The following is a 16,963-nucleotide window of genomic DNA, read 5'->3' on the forward strand; positions in this document are numbered from 1 at the left end:
CAGCAGATAAAAAGCCAAAAGCAGTCGCCACACGGCGGCCTTGCAGGCTAAATTGGTATCTCAACACCGGGGGATAAATATGGCTCAACAGATTGTTACGCTGACAGACTACCCACACTTTGCCGATGTCTGTGCCGCTTGGGCATTCGGCCAATGGGGTTCACAACGAGGTGGCACGTTAGAACGTACCCGCCAACGCTTTGCTTTGTGCAGCAAACCCAGCGAGGACTTCCTGACGCTGCTGCTGATTGATGGCGAACGCCCACTGGGGATGGCCAGCCTGTGGCCAAGTGACGACCATCATCGCATGGATCTCTCCCCCTGGTTGGCCGGTGTCTTCGTGCACCCAGATCATCGGCGGCAGGGTATTGCCCAGCGCCTGGAGCAGGCGATCGTCAGCGCGGCGCAACAACGCGGCCATCTCGTTCTGCATCTGATCACCGATCACAGCGAGGCGTTGTACGCCGGTTGGGGCTGGCAGACTATTGAGCGCCGCCAGCAATATGGCGACGAAGTGGTGGTAATGGAAAAACGATTGTGACCGGTAATCAAGTGTCACCAGGCATCATAAAATAAAAACCAAAAAGGCTGCGATAATAATCAACCAACACAGTATTGGACAGATTATTATCCGCAGCCGTCTATACCCGTCGCCTTTCAAGCTGCAGCGTTGTTACCTGCACTTACACACCCCAGTCACTTACTAAACGTAAGCTCCTGGGGATGAGTAAGTTTGTCGCCTAGCTGCAGCTTGAAATTCATAGGGTAATTTATATTGGCCGAGCTAACTGACCACTTCACTATTTATCGTGACTTAATTAACGATAAACTTCTGCAGTACCGCGCCAAGCGCTGGAATCCCCTGGATTATCCAGGCCAATGATTCGATAGTGCGTTGCGCCGTCTTCAGTCGCTTTTTGTTTCAACGCATGGATAGCGTCATCCGGTGAGCCGCTGATACCGGAAACTGACACCACGCCGATGCTCTGCATGCTGCTGGCTTGAGCGCTATCAACCTGTTTGGCGCCCATGGTTGCGGCCATGGTGGAGAATGAAGCGGTGGCGATCAGTGCTGCTGCGATGCATGGTAATAGTTTCATGATTGACTCCGTTATTTTCATTTGAACTCGTTCTCAGTGAGGTTAATTATGAGTTAACCATTGAAAACAGACGTCATCCAATGTAAAGAAGCTCAATCATTGTGAGCAAAATAAGGAGAAAGTGAGAGTGGGTATTTCCTGATAGCGCATAACTTTATTTATAGCGCAAATTTTACGCTCTATTTGAAAAAATTAATAATTATATTTAGTCAACTGAGGTAACCCGGTTTATTTTAAAGCAATTTTCCTTCTCTCTGCCCACGCTTAACGGATAATTGGGCCAAACCTGGCCCAATGATCCGGCAGGCATTCCTCTATCGACTTGCTACGCCCGTTCAGCGCAATGGCTCTGGCAGGGTTAACACCCACAGTTCGCTCAAGGACTCTGGCTGTGCCAATGGCCGCAATTCAATCGTCGTGTTTACCGGTTTACCTGCCAAACTCAGCTTCCCTTGCTGTTCCAGCTGATAATCGCCAATCTTCTTCCCTTCAGGCTCGGCGTCGACCAGCTTGGCCTGCAAACCAAAATCATTGTCGTTAATCACCGCCAGTGTGCGGTTATCGATCAGCGCCAATCCTTCCACCTTCTCCTGCTGCCAACCCAGTTTACGCAGATCGACCACTTCACGTTTCTGAGCCAGCTTCACTCCGCGCTTGGCCAATTCGCTGGCATCAGCAAATTCTAACGCCTTACCCTGGCCGTCGAACGACGTCAGATCGCTGGCCTGGCTGAGATCAACCAGATAGATCTTGTTCATCATCTGTTTGTCTTTGTCACTGCCCTGTTCGATCAGCAGGATGTGTTGATTATCGACCGCCACGATATCGCCAATCTTGGCATCTTTGGCTTTCTGGTAACGGGTGATATCGATCGGATAACCATACATGGCCGTTTTGCCACTGGCAGGGTCAAAGCTGACCAAACGGGTAAACTGCGCCTGGTTTTTGCTCTTGCCATCGATATCCAGCGTGCTCTGCACCGCGGCCAGGATCCGCCCATCCGGCAACCGGGTTACGCCTTCAAAACCCCGGTTCGGTTGACGCCATTTAATGATGTTAGGCAGACCGCTGGCAACCGCCTGCTCACCCGCTAATGGCGTTGGGCCATATTTCGCCAGGATCTTACCCTGGCCATCGATATGGATTAGGAAGGGGCCATATTCATCACACAGCCAATAGCCTCCCTTGCCGTCTGGCGTGATCCCTTCGGTATCCAACCCGCGTTTGTCACTCGGCAGCGGCTTGAGCGTATCCGTCAATGCCACTTCATTCGTTGAGCCAATCAGGTTGCCAGGCAACGGCAAGCCGCTAATAGGGCCTTTATCATCGTGCAGAGGACGGGCTTGGGTGGCAACGGCCTTACCGCCACCAATACGGATTTCCATCAATAAGGGAACAAAAGCCGGATTGGCAAAAATCTTGGCCTCCTGTTTGCCGACTGCTGACGCATCGGCGTTCGGGCCACGATCGGTCACGGTAGTCAGCAGTAGATCCCCCCCTTCCTGGCCATTAAATACCAGCCCGGAACCAATCCCTACCGGTAGCCCATTGGGAAACTGGCTGGCAAAAGCGCCGGAATAGCCCACGCGATCGCCATCAGGAAAGCTGACGTTGTAACGAGCAACGCCAATATCGGCAGCATGGGACAACAGCGGTAATACAGAGGCCAACAACACGCCAAGCGGTTTGATTCTCATAGCATTAACTCTTTGTAAGGGAAAGTAACAGCCTGAGAGCCTAACCACCGATGGTGACACTTTTATGACGACAGAGGTTAAATTAGCAGATAACAAATAGAAATAAACAATCAGCCCTTCATTATTGAGTGATAAAAACCAATTGAAAAATAAGAATTTACCCATGCGAAAAATAAAACACGGAATTAATCCTATATAAAATAGGAAAATTACCCATAAGCAAGATAAAAAAACAGCAAAAAATATGATAATTTCTTAAAATACTCGCTTTCACATAGACAAAATAAAAAGATAGGGCTTTAATACCGGCCGTCATCGAAGGTGTGCGCGAAAATTTATGCTATAGGCCACTACAATATTAAAAAGGTGCTCTATAGTTTTAGTGCTAACGCCCGTTAGTTTTTTCCCCAGCAGGATGGAGTTTATGTCAAAGCGACTTTTTGCCGAATTTTTCGGTACTTTTTGGTTGGTGTTCGGTGGTTGTGGTAGCGCAGTGCTGGCCGCAGCGTTTCCTCAATTAGGTATTGGTTTTGCTGGTGTGGCTTTAGCGTTCGGCCTTACCGTGGTCACCATGGCCTACGCTGTCGGCCATATTTCTGGTGGGCACTTTAACCCAGCGGTCACAATGGGATTATTTGCAGGCGGCCGTTTCCCTGCCAAAGATGTTATTCCCTATGTGGTTGCTCAGGTAATTGGTGGTATTGCTGCCGCCGCAGTACTTTATTTTATTGCCAGCGGAAAAGCCGAGTTTGATGCAACTGCCAGCGGTTTAGCCTCTAATGGCTACGGTGAGCATTCACCGGGTGGCTATTCTTTACAGGCCGCCATCGTTATTGAATTAGTACTGACCGCATTCTTCCTGATCGTTATCCATGGTGCGACCGATAAACGCGCACCGGCAGGCTTTGCGCCCTTGGCCATCGGCCTGGCGTTGACGCTGATCCACCTGATCAGTATTCCTGTTACCAATACCTCAGTTAACCCGGCACGTAGTACCGCCGTGGCAATCTTCCAGGGTACCTGGGCGTTGCAACAACTGTGGGTATTCTGGCTGGTACCGCTGATCGGCGGTGTTATCGGTGGTTTGATCTACCGTTGCCTGTTAGAAGACAAGAAGTAAGCGTGGATTTTCAGGGCAGCCCACAACGGCTGCCCTGAAATTTTAACCTTTCACCGCTTCAAACATCATGATGTCACTGGTAAATGTGCCGTCGGCCTGAATCGCAAAGTGTTGGCGAACATCTTCTGCTACCCCCTGCTGTAACGCACGGATCGCCGTGACAAAATGCTCAGGCGTCCGCATCCGCGCCACCCAACTGCTGAACTCCAGATCCAAACGATCGGTCGTGACTTCCCGCACCAACAACCCAGACTCGGTCAACATGCTTAGCCACTCACCTGGTGCATAGTTGCGCACGTGTGAAGTATCCCGCAGCACTTCGACCGTTTGCAGATAGATATCCAATAACGGATGCCCCGGGGAGACCACATCCATAAAGATGGCTCGCCCGCCTGGTTTCAATACCCGTTTAACTTCACGCAGTGCCCGACCCACATCGTGCCAATGGTGTGCCGAGTAGCGGCTGATCACCACGTCAAAGCTGGCGTCATCAAAGGGTAACGACTCCGCTACGCCCTGCTGCAGCTGAATATTCTCCAATCCCTTTTCCTGCGCCGCGTTGCCAACCACCGTCAGCATCTGCGCCGACAGATCGTACGCCACCACCTGCCCGACATGGGCCGCAGCGGTAAAGCTGGCGTGCCCTGCCCCGCACCCCAGATCGAGCAAGCGGGCATCGGTACTCCCTGCCAACTGCTTGGCCAGGCGTTGCAGGTCTTTCCCTTGCGCATGTACCGCACTGGTCAGGTAGGCATTGGCCTGTTCGCCAAACTGGCGGTCGACCGCATTTTTATGGCTGTTGCTGATGCTCATAGCTGCTCCCATTATTATCTGGCTTACGCCGGTGCCGAGATGGCTGGTAATGACTATAATCAAGCAGCTATACGGGTACAATATGAGCAGTTATCCTAGTATAAACAGGTACCACCCTAATGGAATCAGACGCAATATCCAGCCAGAAAGCCCTAGGTGCCTTTTTGCGTGCGCACCGCGAGCGGATCACGCCAGAAATGCTGGGCCTGCCCACCGCAACACGCCGCCGCACCAGTGGTTTGCGCCGTGAAGAGCTGGCACAAATCAGCGGCATTAGCGCCACTTGGTATACCTGGATAGAACAGGGGCGCGAGGTGTCAATTTCCCCCTATACGCTGGCACGCATCGCCACGGCGTTACGGCTGGGCCATGCCGAGCGGCACTACCTGTTCACCCTGGCACATATCACCGATCCTGAAAAAGAACAGCCGCAGGAGACGGTTAATGCCGCCGTGCTGCAAAGCGTGCATCAAATAACCGTGCCCTGTTATCTGCTCGATCTCACCTGGAATATGGTGGCCTGGAACCCACAGGTGGAGGAGCTGTTCTGCGATTGGCTTAAGCAGGCAAAAACCCCCAACCTGCTGCACTTCATGTTTTTTCACCCTCAGGCGAAGGTGCTGGTCAGTGACTGGGAAAATCGGGCTCGACGAGTGGTGGCCGAATTTCGTGCCGAAACCAGCCATCATCAGGGAACGGAAGAGATACGCGCCTTTGTGCGCAATATGACCCACAACAGCGAAGCTTTTCACCATTGGTGGAAGCAGCAGGACGTGATGGCCCGTGAAGGTGGTGAACGTACCTTCAGCCACCCACAGCAGGGGGAGCGGCATTTTCAGCAGGTCACGTTCTACCCGGCGGAGCACAGCGGGTTGAAGTTGGTTATGTTAATGCCGTTATGCTAGCCCGCTAAAAAATTATTGCGCCTGGCAAACGGCGTTAGCGGGTTTGGTCACTGTCAATCTTCGCCAGAACCTGGCGGTAGGCTTTGACTTTCTGACGTTTTTTCAGCCAGGTAGTGGTTGAAACAACAAAAATGGCACCGGACATGGCCAATACGCCGGTAGGATGACCATAAAACGCCATCAGAGCAAAGTAAGCGGCTGAAACAATTGCCACCCATTTCGCCGAATTGCCGACGGCATTTTTTTCTAGACTCAACCGACGGAGAGCTTCTTCTTCACTGATTCCCATACGCGCTCCTTGTGAAATTAACACTCCATTATATGTGGAGATCCCGCTGAATTTTCAATCGGTTTCTCAGTAAAGATGCGTAAATTTCAATACGTTGTTCGCAGCAGGAACGTTCGCGGTCGGGAAATTTGAGTATGACGCCCGGCACGGAGAGCATTTTCTGTACCGGGACATCAATTTTACAGATTGCTGCCTGAGGTAGTCAGCGGCATCGCGCCAAACTGACCGCTGTTGAAATCACGGAAAGCCTGTTGGATCTCCGCCTCGTTATTCATCACGAAGGGGCCGTAACCGACGATGGGCTCATCGATAGGCTCACCACTCAGCACCAGCAAGCTGACGTCACCATTTGCCTCAAGGGTGATGGAGTCGCCAGCGCGATCCAGCAGCACCATTTGCGTTTCCCGCACAATCTGCTCGCCGTTAACCAGAATCGCCCCATGCAGCATAACCACGGCCAGCGTATGCCTTTCTTCCACCTGCAAGGTGGTGGTATGCCCGGCGTTCAGCTTCATATCCCACACGTTGATCGGGCTGAAGGTACGCGCTGGGCCAGCATGACCGCCGTAGTTCCCGGCAATCACCCTGACCTGCCCGGCGTTATCCGCCAGAGGCACGACAGGAATATCCTGGTTGAGCAAAGTCTGGTAACCCGGCGCCGCCATTTTGTCTTTGGCTGGCAGGTTGACCCAAAGTTGTACCATTTCTATGGTGCCCCCTTTCTGCGAAAAGTCTTTGGAATGAAACTCTTCGTGCAAGATGCCTGACGCTGCCGTCATCCACTGCACATCGCCAGGGCCGATCACCCCACCGCTGCCAGTGGAATCGCGATGCTCTACTTCGCCCTGATAGACAATGGTGACCGTTTCAAACCCGCGATGGGGATGCTGCCCCACGCCACGTCGGCCACTGTGCGAACGGAATTTGGTTGGCGCAGCGTGATCCAGCAGCAGGAACGGGCTCATCTCTGCGCCCAGCTCGTTATATGAGAACAGGGAATTCACCAGAAAACCGTTGCCGACCCAGTGAGCTTCCGGGCTGTTATAAACACCAAGGATCTTTTTCATCTTAAACTCCTGTTGCAGGCCTCGCGGCCTAACGTTGATGACAGAAGTTTAGTCCAAGGCGATTTGCCGCAGTAGTCGGCAAGATATACACTCAGTGTTCTATCAATAGAACGATAAGGGCACCGATGCAGACAGACCTGAACGATCTGTATTTCTTCGCCAGCGTGGTAGACCATCAGGGATTTGCCCCGGCAGGGCGTGCGCTGGGCATTCCCAAATCGAAGCTCAGCCGCCGCGTGGCGCAGTTGGAAGAACGGCTCGGCGTACGCCTGATCCAGCGTTCAACCCGGCGTTTCTCGGTGACCGATTTGGGGCAAAGCTATTATGTGCACTGCAAGGCGATGCTGGTTGAGGCCGAAGCGGCACAGCAGGCGATCGAACAAACCCGGGCGGAGCCTTGCGGCACGGTACGCATGTCTTGCCCGGTGGCGATGTTGCATACGCGTATCGGTAGCATGGTGGCCAGGTTTATGGCGGATTATCCACGGGTGACGGTACATCTGGAGGCGACCAACCGCCGGGTCGATGTGGTGGGTGAAGGGTTGGATCTGGCGGTTCGCGTCAGGCCACCGCCGTTAGAAGACAGCGACCTGGTATTGAAAATCCTGGCTCAGCGCAGCTGGTGCATCGCAGCCAGCCCGGCATTGGTACGCACCATCGGCGCTATCGATTCACCTGCTGGGTTACAGCACTACCCAACGCTCGATCTCGGCCCGGCGAGAACGCAGCATCAATGGCAACTCAGCGGCCCAGAGGGGCAAACGTTTCAGTGGGAGCATCAGCCCAGACTGGTCACCGACGATATGCTGATGCTGCGTACCGCGGCGATTGCTGGGGCCGGTATCGTTCAACTGCCGACCATGATGATGCACGACGAGATCCTGCGGGGCGATCTGGTGCAGCTGTTGCCCGGCTGGCAACCTCAGGGCGGCGTGATCCACATTGTCTATCCCTCACGCCGTGGCATGCTGCCAGCGGTACGGCTGCTGATAGATTTTCTGGCTCAGCAGTTTGCCACCCTGGAGGAAGCGTGATCAGGCGGTGATTTCGATCGCGTTGCCGTCTGGATCGCGAATGATGGCCTCATAAAAGCCATCACCGGTCCAGCGCGGTGCCGCCTGCAAAATCCCCTCTTGGCTGGCCCGCTGTGCCAGTTCATCCACCAACGCCTCGCTTCCGAGCGACAGTGCAATATGGGCCCAGCCAACGCGTTCCTCCCCTTTCCCCCCCGGCAACAGGCCAGGCACGCACATGATCTCCAGCGCGGGGCCATCCGCCAGTTGAACAAAACGCGAGGTAAAGCCTGGGCGATTCTTGCTCACATACTCCTCCCCTGCTACGCCATTGAAATAGCGCTGCCAGAAGCCGACCTGAGCCTCAATATCCTCTGTCCATAGGGCAACATGGGCGATTTTCATCCTCATTCTCCATCATCTGCGGAAATATACAGCACGCTACCGCCACTGAGAGTGACCTGCTGCTCGAGCTGCGCATGGCCGCCACGGGCAATCACCAGATAATCGACCTGGTTGGCAGGCATGAGCGTATAAGGCGCATAGGTATTGAACTTGTCGCGGGTACACAGCACCGCGACGTTGCCAGCGCGTGCCAGCATTTGCTTCTTGAACTGCGCCTCCTGATAACGCAGCGCGGTAAAGCCACTGTCGGGATCGTAAGCACAAACGCCGGTGAAGGCGATGTCGAAACGAAACGCGGCAATCTCGGCCAATGCCTTGGCATCGACGCTGCCGCCGATTTCTGCATCTAGCTCACCGCCTATCAAAATAGTACGTATCCCAGGGCGTTCCAGCAGGCGGCTGGCCACGCTTAGCGCATTGGTCACCACGGTGAGTTGCCGATCGCGGGGCAGCAGATCGGCCAGATAAAGATAGGTACTGCCCGCATCAAGAAAGATCACCTGCCCGGTCTGGATCAGAGGCAAGGCTGCCTGGGCCAGCCGATGTTTTTCATCGCCACTAATCTCAACCCGCTCGGCCATATAGCCACCGGCAGGCGTGAGCGCCAACGCCCCACCATAGATCCGTTTGCACAGGTTTTGCGCCGCCAGTTGGCGCAGATCGCGGCGGATGGTGGCCTCGGTGGTATGCAGTTGCGCCGCCATTTCAATCGCCAGCACTCGCCCCTGCTGTTGCAAGGTGGCGAGAATGGCTTGGTGGCGCTCATTGGGCAGCAGTTTTGACATTCTGAAGGTCCGGCAAAGTAACAACGAGCATAAATGTATACAAACGAACACAAACGTACAATCGTTTTCTATAAAAAGCGCTTTTGGCGATTTTCGCCGCCAGGATGTTGGCTATACTGGAAAAGTTACGTTAACGCAGATGTAACGCTCTGATTAATCACCCATTGAAAGGCAAGTTGCGGCTTGAAAGGAAAAACAATGCTATTGAGAGTTGCAAGCTGGCTGTTTCAACTGCCGGGAAGGCTATTGGCACCGATCTTCCGCAATCGACTGACCCTGTTGATCTTCTTTATGCTGGTTGCAGCTGGGGTTTTGCTGGCTAAACGCCACTTGAGTGAAGGGGAACAGGAGGAGAGTTTTACCCTTGCCGCCCCCCAAAATTACGTGATCCAACGGGAAGCCCCATTACGGGAGGCACGCCAACACTGCGTTGGGCCGTTGCCAGATAATCAGGGCAGCCCATGGCTCGCTTCGGCAGGTTATCTCCATGAGCCAGATTGGCAAGCAGGCAGCAAATTGCAGACGTTGACGCTGGATAATCAGCACAATGAATTTGCCGTGTTGGTCAAACTGGAGAACACCACCAAGCAACTGCTGGCCGAGGTGTTCCTCCCGGCCGCCAGCAGCTTCAATATCAAGCTGGAGCCCAACGGCCGCTATGTGATGAAGGTGAAAAACATCCACAGCGGTTGTAGCTTCCGTAAGGCCCTCTCGGTGGCAGATCGGCCCGATGGCAGACTGCCATTAACCTTTTCAGAGGAGGGGCCAAACCAATATCATCCAATCAGTGATAGGGAGTTCTAGCACGGTTATCGGGTTACTTTTTCGCTGGATGGTCGCGGCGGAACAGCTCCCAGCTGTCAATCTCTTGCCCATCAGGCAAAGTGCAGGTGGAATACTGCCCCTGAGCATTCTGTTTGGGGTTAAGCTTGCCGCCAATCTGGCTGCAATACACATCTGCCGGATTCGCCATACCAATCACCTTTGGCGGCGCAGGCGCATCATCATTGGTTTTCGCCGTACACCCCTGTAACAAAGCTACACTAGCGAAAAGAGAAAGTATCAGCATCTTGCTCATTGAGATTATCTTCACCGTGAGTTGAGTAGGAGCATCGCTGACCCCAGGGGATCAGGAAATAAAGGACATACCCTGCTTGAGCACCAGATCGCAGGCTTTCTGCTTCACCTTCTCGGTGATTTGCGAGGTGCCAAGGCTATTGAGATCCAGCGTGTTGCCCTTGCCGGTAAGCAACAGGCCACCCAGACCTTGCTGATAATCTTCACTGTTGGCATTGGCCGTGCTGGTGATGCCCAGTTTATTCAGCAGTTGGTCTTTCACCGCTTCGGTGCCGTTCGCCGATAGAACGTTATTCTGCACGCAGTACTGCAAGATCCCTGCGGCGTTGGTCATGCTGGAGGAGCTCAATGCTTTATCACCGCCGTTGAGTAATCCACTCAGCGAAGACAGCGACATGCCACCGCTGCTGGTGCTGCCACCCGATTTGCTCAGTTCTGTGGCGGCACTGCCAAGGGAGTCCATCAACCCGGCGGCCTGGGCACTGCCCGTAGCCATTACCGTGGTCAAGCTCAGGGCCAACAATAAGCGATGTTTGGTATTCATAACGGCAAGACTCCTGTTTAACTGCAAAATGATGGCGTAATTAACACCACGCTTAGCTCGGACGCCGTGCCAACCGACAAGTTCCGTTTATTCGGACTGCCGCGCATTTTTCAGAACATCGGCAAGTCATCACAACTGCCAGCGTAACCAAGCGAAGAACACGTTACCGTTGTTGTAAGTACCCGGAATATAGGTGGCCTGGAAGGTCAGTTGCTTATAGCCGATCGAGGCCAACGGCAGCGGCGCGGGGATCGGGATATATTTCCAGTTGTCACGAGCGGTCACGCTGGCGGTAAATCCCAGCCCCAGACGGAAGTCCTCCCCTTCAATCGGTCGCCAGATCTTCTCATAGGCATAACCGCCGATCGGCTCCCACTTGTTGAAGGAGTCCTTGAACGCCATCAGGTAGATCGCGTGCCAATCACCATCGGCATCAAACCGTGAGATGCCATAGCCAGCCCCCCAAGGGCGCTCGTTATACTCGTCGGTCTTTTCCTTGTCGTAGGTCCAGCGGTTGTGCCAAGTGATCGCCGGGAGATAGAGCTCCTTATTGGGCGAATTGTTCCAGGTTTCCGCCACGTTGCCGGTAAAGCGCCCCCACCAGCCTGGATCTTCTGCGTGCGCGGCATTGCTATTTTCCGCACTAACCTCGGCGTAGGAAGGCAGTGCAGGAAATATCAACGCCAACCCCCCGGCTAACAAGATCCTTTTAACCACCATTTCACAACTCCTGTAAAAATAAAACCGGGGATTCTTACCGATCGTCCTATCCTGAGCAAGCCGTATCTTACTGGTCCGATGCTTTTATCGCCCCTCGTTGAGAGAAGGTTAAGTTTGGTGCGCGATGGCGTGCTAGCGGCATACGTGCTCAAGTTATGCGCCTGGATACGCGTTGTCTGTCAGAAAACTCCGGTTATCCTGCTTGCACCTCAACGACTTATGGAGGAACCTTAGCTTTTATTTGCCGGGGGGATAAGTATGGTTATTGGTCCATTTATTAATGGTGCAGCAATATTGGCCGGTGGCATTGCAGGGGCAATGTTGGGCCATAGACTACCGGAGCGGGTGCGCCTGGCATTGCCAATGACCTTTGGTATTACCTCCATGGGGATGGGCATAGTGCTGATTGGCAAGGTAGCTCATATGCCGGTGATGGTATTGGCGCTGGTGCTGGGAGCGCTGCTTGGCGAGCTTTGCTACATCGAACGAGGCATCAGCCGCATCGCAGGCTGGGCCCGTAATCTGATGTCTCCCAAAGGCGCTGTCAGAGAGGACCAGAAAGAGTTTCTGGAGGCATATGTCGCCATTATCGTGCTGTTTTGTGCCAGCGGCACCGGCATCTTTGGCTCGATGCACGAAGGGATGACCGGGGATGCCAGCGTGCTGATTGCCAAATCTTTCCTTGATCTGTTCACCGCGCTGATTTTTGCTTCCACGCTTGGCCTGGCCGTAGCGCTGATCGCCGTCCCGCAGTTGGTCATCCAGTTAGCGCTGGCGTTTGGTGCCGTGTTCATTTTGCCGCTGACCACACCGGCAATGCAGGCCGATTTCTCTGCCGTTGGCGGATTAATGATGTTGGCCACCGGCTTGCGCATCTGCGGCATCAAGCTGTTCCCGGTAGCCAATATGCTGCCAGCATTGGTGTTGGCGATGCCGATTTCGGCAGCCTGGATTATGTTCTTCTGAGCGCCACTCTCCCACTCTAAATTATCTTCCTCCTGGCGTAGCGAAAAATTGACGCCCAGCCAGGAGAGAAGTGAAGATGGCGGAAAGTACCTATCTGGCGTTCCCCTTCTGCCCTTGCCGCGATTTTCAGCGGCCATCAATGCAAGAAAAGTACCGCCCCCTGCGAAAACCGTTCTTGCTACCCCTTTGGGGTCGTAAACTCCTTGATACAATAAGCAATCCTTCCCCAAACCCGCTCAACTTGAACAAGCCACCACTTTCACCAACTGTTAATGCTGACGCCCTACAAGCGACTCGCATTTTCAACGATTAACCGCGCGACATCGCCAGCCGTTCCCTGCTGCGCACGGTTAAATAACAATAAATTGACGTGAATGTGGAGCAATCAATGAGGATCACCATAGGTTCATTCATCCTGCAACAGCTGCGTGCCCTGAAAGTGGATCGCATCTACGGCGTGCCCGGCGATTACAACCTGGCGCTGCTGGAAACCATCGAGCATGACCAAGAGTGCGAATTCATTGGCAACTGTAACGAGCTTAACGCCGCTTACGCCGCCGATGGCTATGCCCGTATCAAAGGCGCCGGGGCGTTGATCACCACCTATGGCGTGGGCGATCTGGCGGCCCTTTCCGGCATTGCCGGAGCCTATGCGGAATCAGCTCCGGTGATTTGCATTGCAGGTACACCACCGCTGCACGCCATGCAGGGCAATGCGCTGCTGCACCACTCTCTGGCAGACGGCAATTTTGATAACGTGATGAACTGTTTCCGGCAGTTTACCGTGGCGCAGGCGCTCATCACCCCGGAAAATGCCGCAACGGAGATCCCGCGGGTCATTGCCTGCGCTTGGCAACGTAAGAAGCCGGTTTACCTGCAGCTACCTTCAGACATTTGTGAAGTGGAAATTGAGGTTGCCGATAACCCCGCCCCATATCGTTTGCCAAGCAGCGATGCCAGCCATCTTCAGCTTGCCAGCGCAGCCCTGCTCGCACGGATTAGCCGTGCTAAACGGCCAATCATCCTGATCGATCAGATGGTCGAACGATATCACCTTCAAACGCAGGTGTTAGCGTTGGCGGATAAATTCGCCATCCCGCTAACCAATATGCCCACGGCAAAATGTGCGATCTCAGAGAACACGCCGGGCTGGCAAGGCGGCTACAACGGCGATCTGTCTCGCCCCGAGTTGTTTGAGCTGATGGCCGAGTCAGATTGCATCCTCAGCTTTGGCGTACGCCTGGTGGATTCCACCACCGGTTATTTCAGCCAGCAGATCCCAGAGCAGTCAGTGGTGGATATTCAGCCTTTTTCGCTGAAGCTGGATAATCTGTCCTATCCGGCGGTAACGGCAAGCGAGCTGCTGCAAGCGCTATTGGAGAAAGTTCCTGCCACCAGCCTGCCGCCGCTGAAGCCACTATCCCGGCCGCAACAAAAACTGGCGCAGCCAAGCAGCGAACCGCTCGATCAGGACTATTTCTGGCAGCGGATACAGCGCTTTATTCAGGCGGATGACGTGCTGGTCGTTGAAAATGGCACCTCTGGGGCAGCGATCGGCGGCATGCGGATGCCAAATGGCGTTACGGTGGTCAACCAACCAATATGGGGATCGATCGGCTATACCTTACCCGCATTACTCGGCACGATGATGGCCGCGCCCCAACGGCGGCAGTTGCTGTTTATTGGTGATGGCTCCTTCCAGCTCACCGCCCAGGAACTCTCAACGCTGTTACGCCATCAGCAAAAGCCGATCGTCTTTCTGATCAATAACGACGGTTACACCATTGAGCGCTATATCCTTGGCGAAACGTCATCTTATAACGATATCGGCTCGTGGGATTACGCAAGACTCCCGGCGGTGCTAAGCCCGCAGACCCAGGCGTTTTGCGTCGCGGTAGCAACCAGCCAACAGCTGGAGATGGCGCTGGAGCAGGCTTCGCGTCAGGACCAGCTGGCGTTTATCGAGGTGAAATTGCCGAGGATGGACTCCCCACCGGCGATGAAAGAGTTCTGCCGCCGCTGCAACAGCTTTAACTTTGGGCTGCACAACCCAAGGCGCATTGGCTGATAAAACCAGGGCCTGGCGCAGGGATACCGCCAGGCCAAACTGAACGGGTATACTGTGATCCTCTCAACGGCTAGGCAAAAGGCCATTAAAGATGTATTTTATATACATCAAATATAGAGGAACACCATGATGGATCAGCAGCCCCCCCTGCCAGAAAACTACTACACCCAAAAATACTCCCTGACGGCCACCCATTCCGAAGTCCTTGAGGCAGCCAAACTGATCGCGCCCGGCAAGACGCTGGATCTGGGCTGTGGCAGCGGTCGCAATGCGCTGTATCTCAACCTGAAAGGTTTTGACGTTACCGCCTGGGACAAAAATGCTGCATCAATCGCCGCGATAAACCAGATCATAGCCACCGAGCAGCTTGCACATATCAGCGCCAGTGAGCAGGATCTCAATACTCACCGCTTTAGTGGCCAGTACGACTTTATCCTGTCTACCGTGGTGTTTATGTTCCTGGACCGCCAGCAGATCCCACACATCGTGCGCAATATGCAAGACAGCACGGTCAAAGGAGGCTACAACCTGATCGTCGCGGCCATGGATACGCCAGATTACCCTTGCACGGTGCCCTTCTCATTCACCTTCAAACCGAATGAGTTAGATGACTATTACCAGGATTGGGACATCATCAAATATAACGAGAACCCCGGCGAGCTGCACCGCGTCGATGCCGAGGGCAACCGCATCAAACTGCGTTTCGCTACCTTGCTGGCGCGTAAATAGCCCGCAAGTGTCACGCAGTACAAACCCATTGTCAGGCAGATGAAAACCGCGTTGGGCATAACGCTATAGACTGTTAAGGGTAACGAACCGTTTATTCCCTTAGGAGGGCGTATGCCTAATGTGACCATACTGGACAGCGTAGTCCGTTTCCTCGATCGTCAGCACGGCCTGTATATCAACGGCCAATGGCAAACCTCACAGGCCGAATCGCGGCTGGCGGTCTATAACCCAGCCGACGGCAAACAAATCTCCTGCACCGCCGATGCCAACGCCGCCGACGTGGAGCTGGCGGTCACCTCGGCCCATCAGGCCTTTACCACTGGCGTTTGGGCACAACGCCTGCCCACCGAACGTGAGCGCATTTTACTGCGCTTCGCCGATCTGGTTGAACAACACGCCGAGGAGTTGGCCCAGTTGGAAACCCTGGAACAGGGGAAATCCATCAACATCTCCCGCGCCTTTGAAGTGGGCTGCGCGCTGAACTGGATGCGCTATACCGCCGGGCTGACCACCAAGATCGTCGGGCAAACCCTGGATGTCTCCATTCCGATGCCGCCGGGAGCCAAATATCAGGTCTATACCCGCAAGGAGCCGATCGGCGTAGTGGCCGGGATTGTCCCCTGGAACTTCCCGCTGCTGATTGGCATGTGGAAGGTGATGCCAGCGCTGGCTGCGGGCTGTTCCATCGTCATCAAACCGTCTGAAACGACGCCTCTCACCCTGCTGCGTATAGCTGAGCTAGCCAGCGAGGCAGGAGTACCACCGGGCGTGTTTAACGTGGTGACCGGCAAAGGAGCTATCTGCGGTAAAGCGCTGACGGAACATCCGCTGATCGCCAAAGTGAGCTTTACCGGCTCCACGCCGGTGGGGAAAGGGATCGCACGCGCGGCGGCGGATCGGTTGACCCGCGTCACGCTGGAGTTAGGCGGTAAAAACCCGGCCATCGTGCTGAAAGATGCCGATATGCAGCAGGTGATCGAAGGGTTGATGGCCGGCAGTTTCCTCAACCAGGGGCAGGTCTGCGCCGCCAGCTCACGTATCTATATTGAAGCCCCGATTTACGATCGGCTGGTCGCCGGTTTTGAGCAGGCAGTGAAGTCGCTTTCTGTCGGGCCGGGGATGGATGGCAACGCCCAGATCAACCCGCTGGTGTCCAAAGAACACCGCAACAAGGTGGCCGCCTATTTGGATGACGCCCGCAACAAACACGCCGAGTTGATCACCGGAGCCGCCGGGCCTGACTTGCAAGGCTTCTATATTCCCCCGACGCTGGTGATCAATCCCGATGACAGCCTGAACCTGGCGCGGGAAGAAGTGTTTGGCCCGGTCGTCAACCTGATCCGCGTAGCGGATGCCGAAGAGGCGCTGCAGAAGGCCAACGATACCGACTATGGCCTGACGGCCAGCCTGTGGACCACCAGCCTGCAAGCGGCGATGGCTTATACGCCACGCATTCAGGCGGGCACGGTGTGGGTCAACACTCATACGTTAATTGATGCCAACATGCCGTTTGGCGGCTTCAAGCAGTCTGGCAGCGGCCGTGATTTTGGCCCGGACTGGTTGGATGCTTATACCGAGTCCAAATCGGTGTGTATTCGCTATTAGTTAGCACTGCATTGAAAGAGTCAGGGGGGCGAATCGCAGAGTTCGTCCCCCTGTGTTATT

Annotated in this window: 19 protein-coding genes; 9 read left to right on the forward strand and 10 right to left on the reverse strand. The window is 54.4% G+C overall.

Annotated elements, in window-relative coordinates; genetic code table 11:
* Nucleotides 1-79: 79 nt before the first annotated feature.
* Entirely contained in the window at nucleotides 80-541 is a 462-nt protein-coding gene (locus tag ACMV5H_RS06450; protein ID WP_414821607.1) for a GNAT family N-acetyltransferase, read from the forward strand.
* A 277-nt stretch (nucleotides 542-818) separates the two neighbouring features.
* On the opposite strand, the gene ACMV5H_RS06455 is transcribed toward ACMV5H_RS06450, so the two are convergent.
* Nucleotides 819-1,100, reverse strand: a complete 282-nt coding sequence (locus tag ACMV5H_RS06455; RefSeq protein WP_021805527.1) for a DUF1471 domain-containing protein — start codon at nucleotides 1,098-1,100, stop codon at nucleotides 819-821.
* Nucleotides 1,101-1,435: 335 nt separating this feature from the next.
* Nucleotides 1,436-2,797, reverse strand: coding sequence for an esterase-like activity of phytase family protein (locus ACMV5H_RS06460; RefSeq protein ID WP_414821608.1), 1,362 nt, complete (start codon nucleotides 2,795-2,797; stop codon nucleotides 1,436-1,438).
* Nucleotides 2,798-3,221: 424 nt separating this feature from the next.
* Between ACMV5H_RS06460 and aqpZ the strand changes: the two genes are divergently transcribed.
* Nucleotides 3,222-3,917 carry an aquaporin Z gene (gene aqpZ / locus ACMV5H_RS06465; protein WP_115158594.1) on the forward strand — a complete coding sequence of 232 codons (696 nt, stop codon included), beginning with the start codon at nucleotides 3,222-3,224 and terminating at the stop codon, nucleotides 3,915-3,917.
* A 42-nt stretch (nucleotides 3,918-3,959) separates the two neighbouring features.
* Here the strand turns inward: aqpZ and ACMV5H_RS06470 are convergent, their stop codons facing one another.
* Nucleotides 3,960-4,730 (reverse strand): class I SAM-dependent methyltransferase, encoded by a 771-nt coding sequence (locus ACMV5H_RS06470; RefSeq protein WP_021805530.1) that lies wholly within the window; start codon nucleotides 4,728-4,730, stop codon nucleotides 3,960-3,962.
* A 119-nt stretch (nucleotides 4,731-4,849) separates the two neighbouring features.
* On the opposite strand from ACMV5H_RS06470, the gene ACMV5H_RS06475 reads away from it, so the two are divergent.
* Nucleotides 4,850-5,635 carry a helix-turn-helix transcriptional regulator gene (locus ACMV5H_RS06475; RefSeq protein ID WP_414821609.1) on the forward strand — a complete coding sequence of 262 codons (786 nt, stop codon included), beginning with the start codon at nucleotides 4,850-4,852 and terminating at the stop codon, nucleotides 5,633-5,635.
* A gap of 34 nt (nucleotides 5,636-5,669) precedes the next feature.
* Here the strand turns inward: ACMV5H_RS06475 and ACMV5H_RS06480 are convergent, their stop codons facing one another.
* Entirely contained in the window at nucleotides 5,670-5,924 is a 255-nt protein-coding gene (locus ACMV5H_RS06480; protein ID WP_021805531.1) for a hypothetical protein, read from the reverse strand.
* A gap of 179 nt (nucleotides 5,925-6,103) precedes the next feature.
* Nucleotides 6,104-6,991: a pirin family protein gene (locus ACMV5H_RS06485; RefSeq protein WP_414821610.1), complete on the reverse strand. Its 888-nt coding sequence runs from the start codon at nucleotides 6,989-6,991 to the stop codon at nucleotides 6,104-6,106.
* A gap of 125 nt (nucleotides 6,992-7,116) precedes the next feature.
* Here ACMV5H_RS06485 and ACMV5H_RS06490 point away from each other — a divergent pair, with 125 nt between their 5' ends.
* Nucleotides 7,117-8,025, forward strand: coding sequence for a LysR family transcriptional regulator (locus ACMV5H_RS06490; protein ID WP_094983233.1), 909 nt, complete (start codon nucleotides 7,117-7,119; stop codon nucleotides 8,023-8,025).
* Here the strand turns inward: ACMV5H_RS06490 and ACMV5H_RS06495 are convergent, their stop codons facing one another.
* Both ACMV5H_RS06495 and ACMV5H_RS06500 read right to left on the reverse strand, forming a co-directional pair.
* Complete coding sequence (locus ACMV5H_RS06495; RefSeq protein ID WP_021805534.1) at nucleotides 8,026-8,409, reverse strand: VOC family protein; 384 nt, start codon at nucleotides 8,407-8,409, stop codon at nucleotides 8,026-8,028.
* 2 nt (nucleotides 8,410-8,411) lie between these two features.
* Entirely contained in the window at nucleotides 8,412-9,194 is a 783-nt protein-coding gene (locus ACMV5H_RS06500) for a DeoR/GlpR family DNA-binding transcription regulator (RefSeq protein ID WP_021180241.1), read from the reverse strand.
* Between the two features lie 198 nt (nucleotides 9,195-9,392).
* Between ACMV5H_RS06500 and ACMV5H_RS06505 the strand changes: the two genes are divergently transcribed.
* Nucleotides 9,393-9,998 carry a hypothetical protein gene (locus ACMV5H_RS06505; RefSeq protein WP_414821611.1) on the forward strand — a complete coding sequence of 202 codons (606 nt, stop codon included), beginning with the start codon at nucleotides 9,393-9,395 and terminating at the stop codon, nucleotides 9,996-9,998.
* A 13-nt stretch (nucleotides 9,999-10,011) separates the two neighbouring features.
* Here ACMV5H_RS06505 and ACMV5H_RS06510 read toward each other — a convergent pair whose 3' ends face one another.
* From ACMV5H_RS06510 to pagP, 3 genes are all read right to left on the reverse strand, one after another.
* A complete protein-coding gene (locus tag ACMV5H_RS06510; RefSeq protein ID WP_037375272.1) occupies nucleotides 10,012-10,272 on the reverse strand; it encodes a DUF333 domain-containing protein in 261 nt (86 codons plus the stop codon).
* A 51-nt stretch (nucleotides 10,273-10,323) separates the two neighbouring features.
* Nucleotides 10,324-10,815 carry a DUF2501 domain-containing protein gene (locus ACMV5H_RS06515; protein ID WP_115158589.1) on the reverse strand — a complete coding sequence of 164 codons (492 nt, stop codon included), beginning with the start codon at nucleotides 10,813-10,815 and terminating at the stop codon, nucleotides 10,324-10,326.
* A gap of 129 nt (nucleotides 10,816-10,944) precedes the next feature.
* Complete coding sequence (pagP, locus tag ACMV5H_RS06520; RefSeq protein WP_059199975.1) at nucleotides 10,945-11,535, reverse strand: lipid IV(A) palmitoyltransferase PagP; 591 nt, start codon at nucleotides 11,533-11,535, stop codon at nucleotides 10,945-10,947.
* Between the two features lie 258 nt (nucleotides 11,536-11,793).
* Here pagP and ACMV5H_RS06525 point away from each other — a divergent pair, with 258 nt between their 5' ends.
* From ACMV5H_RS06525 to ACMV5H_RS06540, 4 genes are all read left to right on the forward strand, one after another.
* Nucleotides 11,794-12,501, forward strand: coding sequence for a DUF554 domain-containing protein (locus ACMV5H_RS06525; protein ID WP_021805540.1), 708 nt, complete (start codon nucleotides 11,794-11,796; stop codon nucleotides 12,499-12,501).
* Nucleotides 12,502-12,889: 388 nt separating this feature from the next.
* Nucleotides 12,890-14,569: an alpha-keto acid decarboxylase family protein gene (locus tag ACMV5H_RS06530; RefSeq protein WP_414821612.1), complete on the forward strand. Its 1,680-nt coding sequence runs from the start codon at nucleotides 12,890-12,892 to the stop codon at nucleotides 14,567-14,569.
* A gap of 126 nt (nucleotides 14,570-14,695) precedes the next feature.
* Nucleotides 14,696-15,298, forward strand: a complete 603-nt coding sequence (gene tehB / locus ACMV5H_RS06535; protein ID WP_373368177.1) for a tellurite resistance methyltransferase TehB — start codon at nucleotides 14,696-14,698, stop codon at nucleotides 15,296-15,298.
* A gap of 111 nt (nucleotides 15,299-15,409) precedes the next feature.
* Nucleotides 15,410-16,903, forward strand: coding sequence for an aldehyde dehydrogenase family protein (locus ACMV5H_RS06540; protein ID WP_179252252.1), 1,494 nt, complete (start codon nucleotides 15,410-15,412; stop codon nucleotides 16,901-16,903).
* The last annotated feature ends 60 nt before the right edge of the window (nucleotides 16,904-16,963 follow it).

The organism is Serratia sp. N21D137 (genome assembly GCF_047530005.1).
Taxonomy (GTDB): Bacteria; Pseudomonadota; Gammaproteobacteria; order Enterobacterales; family Enterobacteriaceae; genus Chania; species Chania fonticola_B.

Bases quoted from the DNA above. Each gene is read 5' to 3' on its own strand.
- ACMV5H_RS06450 (WP_414821607.1), top strand. From the start codon at position 80: ATGGCTCAACAGATTGTTACGCTGACAGACTACCCACACTTTGCCGAT.
- pagP (WP_059199975.1), bottom strand. From the start codon at position 11,535: ATGGTGGTTAAAAGGATCTTGTTAGCCGGGGGGTTGGCGTTGATATTT.
- ACMV5H_RS06510 (WP_037375272.1), bottom strand. From the start codon at position 10,272: ATGAGCAAGATGCTGATACTTTCTCTTTTCGCTAGTGTAGCTTTGTTA.
- ACMV5H_RS06505 (WP_414821611.1), top strand. From the start codon at position 9,393: ATGCTATTGAGAGTTGCAAGCTGGCTGTTTCAACTGCCGGGAAGGCTA.
- ACMV5H_RS06470 (WP_021805530.1), bottom strand. From the start codon at position 4,730: ATGAGCATCAGCAACAGCCATAAAAATGCGGTCGACCGCCAGTTTGGC.
- ACMV5H_RS06490 (WP_094983233.1), top strand. From the start codon at position 7,117: ATGCAGACAGACCTGAACGATCTGTATTTCTTCGCCAGCGTGGTAGAC.
- aqpZ (WP_115158594.1), top strand. From the start codon at position 3,222: ATGTCAAAGCGACTTTTTGCCGAATTTTTCGGTACTTTTTGGTTGGTG.
- ACMV5H_RS06455 (WP_021805527.1), bottom strand. From the start codon at position 1,100: ATGAAACTATTACCATGCATCGCAGCAGCACTGATCGCCACCGCTTCA.
- ACMV5H_RS06495 (WP_021805534.1), bottom strand. From the start codon at position 8,409: ATGAAAATCGCCCATGTTGCCCTATGGACAGAGGATATTGAGGCTCAG.
- ACMV5H_RS06460 (WP_414821608.1), bottom strand. From the start codon at position 2,797: ATGAGAATCAAACCGCTTGGCGTGTTGTTGGCCTCTGTATTACCGCTG.
- ACMV5H_RS06480 (WP_021805531.1), bottom strand. From the start codon at position 5,924: ATGGGAATCAGTGAAGAAGAAGCTCTCCGTCGGTTGAGTCTAGAAAAA.
- ACMV5H_RS06500 (WP_021180241.1), bottom strand. From the start codon at position 9,194: ATGTCAAAACTGCTGCCCAATGAGCGCCACCAAGCCATTCTCGCCACC.
- ACMV5H_RS06540 (WP_179252252.1), top strand. From the start codon at position 15,410: ATGCCTAATGTGACCATACTGGACAGCGTAGTCCGTTTCCTCGATCGT.
- ACMV5H_RS06475 (WP_414821609.1), top strand. From the start codon at position 4,850: ATGGAATCAGACGCAATATCCAGCCAGAAAGCCCTAGGTGCCTTTTTG.
- ACMV5H_RS06515 (WP_115158589.1), bottom strand. From the start codon at position 10,815: ATGAATACCAAACATCGCTTATTGTTGGCCCTGAGCTTGACCACGGTA.
- ACMV5H_RS06530 (WP_414821612.1), top strand. From the start codon at position 12,890: ATGAGGATCACCATAGGTTCATTCATCCTGCAACAGCTGCGTGCCCTG.
- tehB (WP_373368177.1), top strand. From the start codon at position 14,696: ATGATGGATCAGCAGCCCCCCCTGCCAGAAAACTACTACACCCAAAAA.
- ACMV5H_RS06485 (WP_414821610.1), bottom strand. From the start codon at position 6,991: ATGAAAAAGATCCTTGGTGTTTATAACAGCCCGGAAGCTCACTGGGTC.
- ACMV5H_RS06525 (WP_021805540.1), top strand. From the start codon at position 11,794: ATGGTTATTGGTCCATTTATTAATGGTGCAGCAATATTGGCCGGTGGC.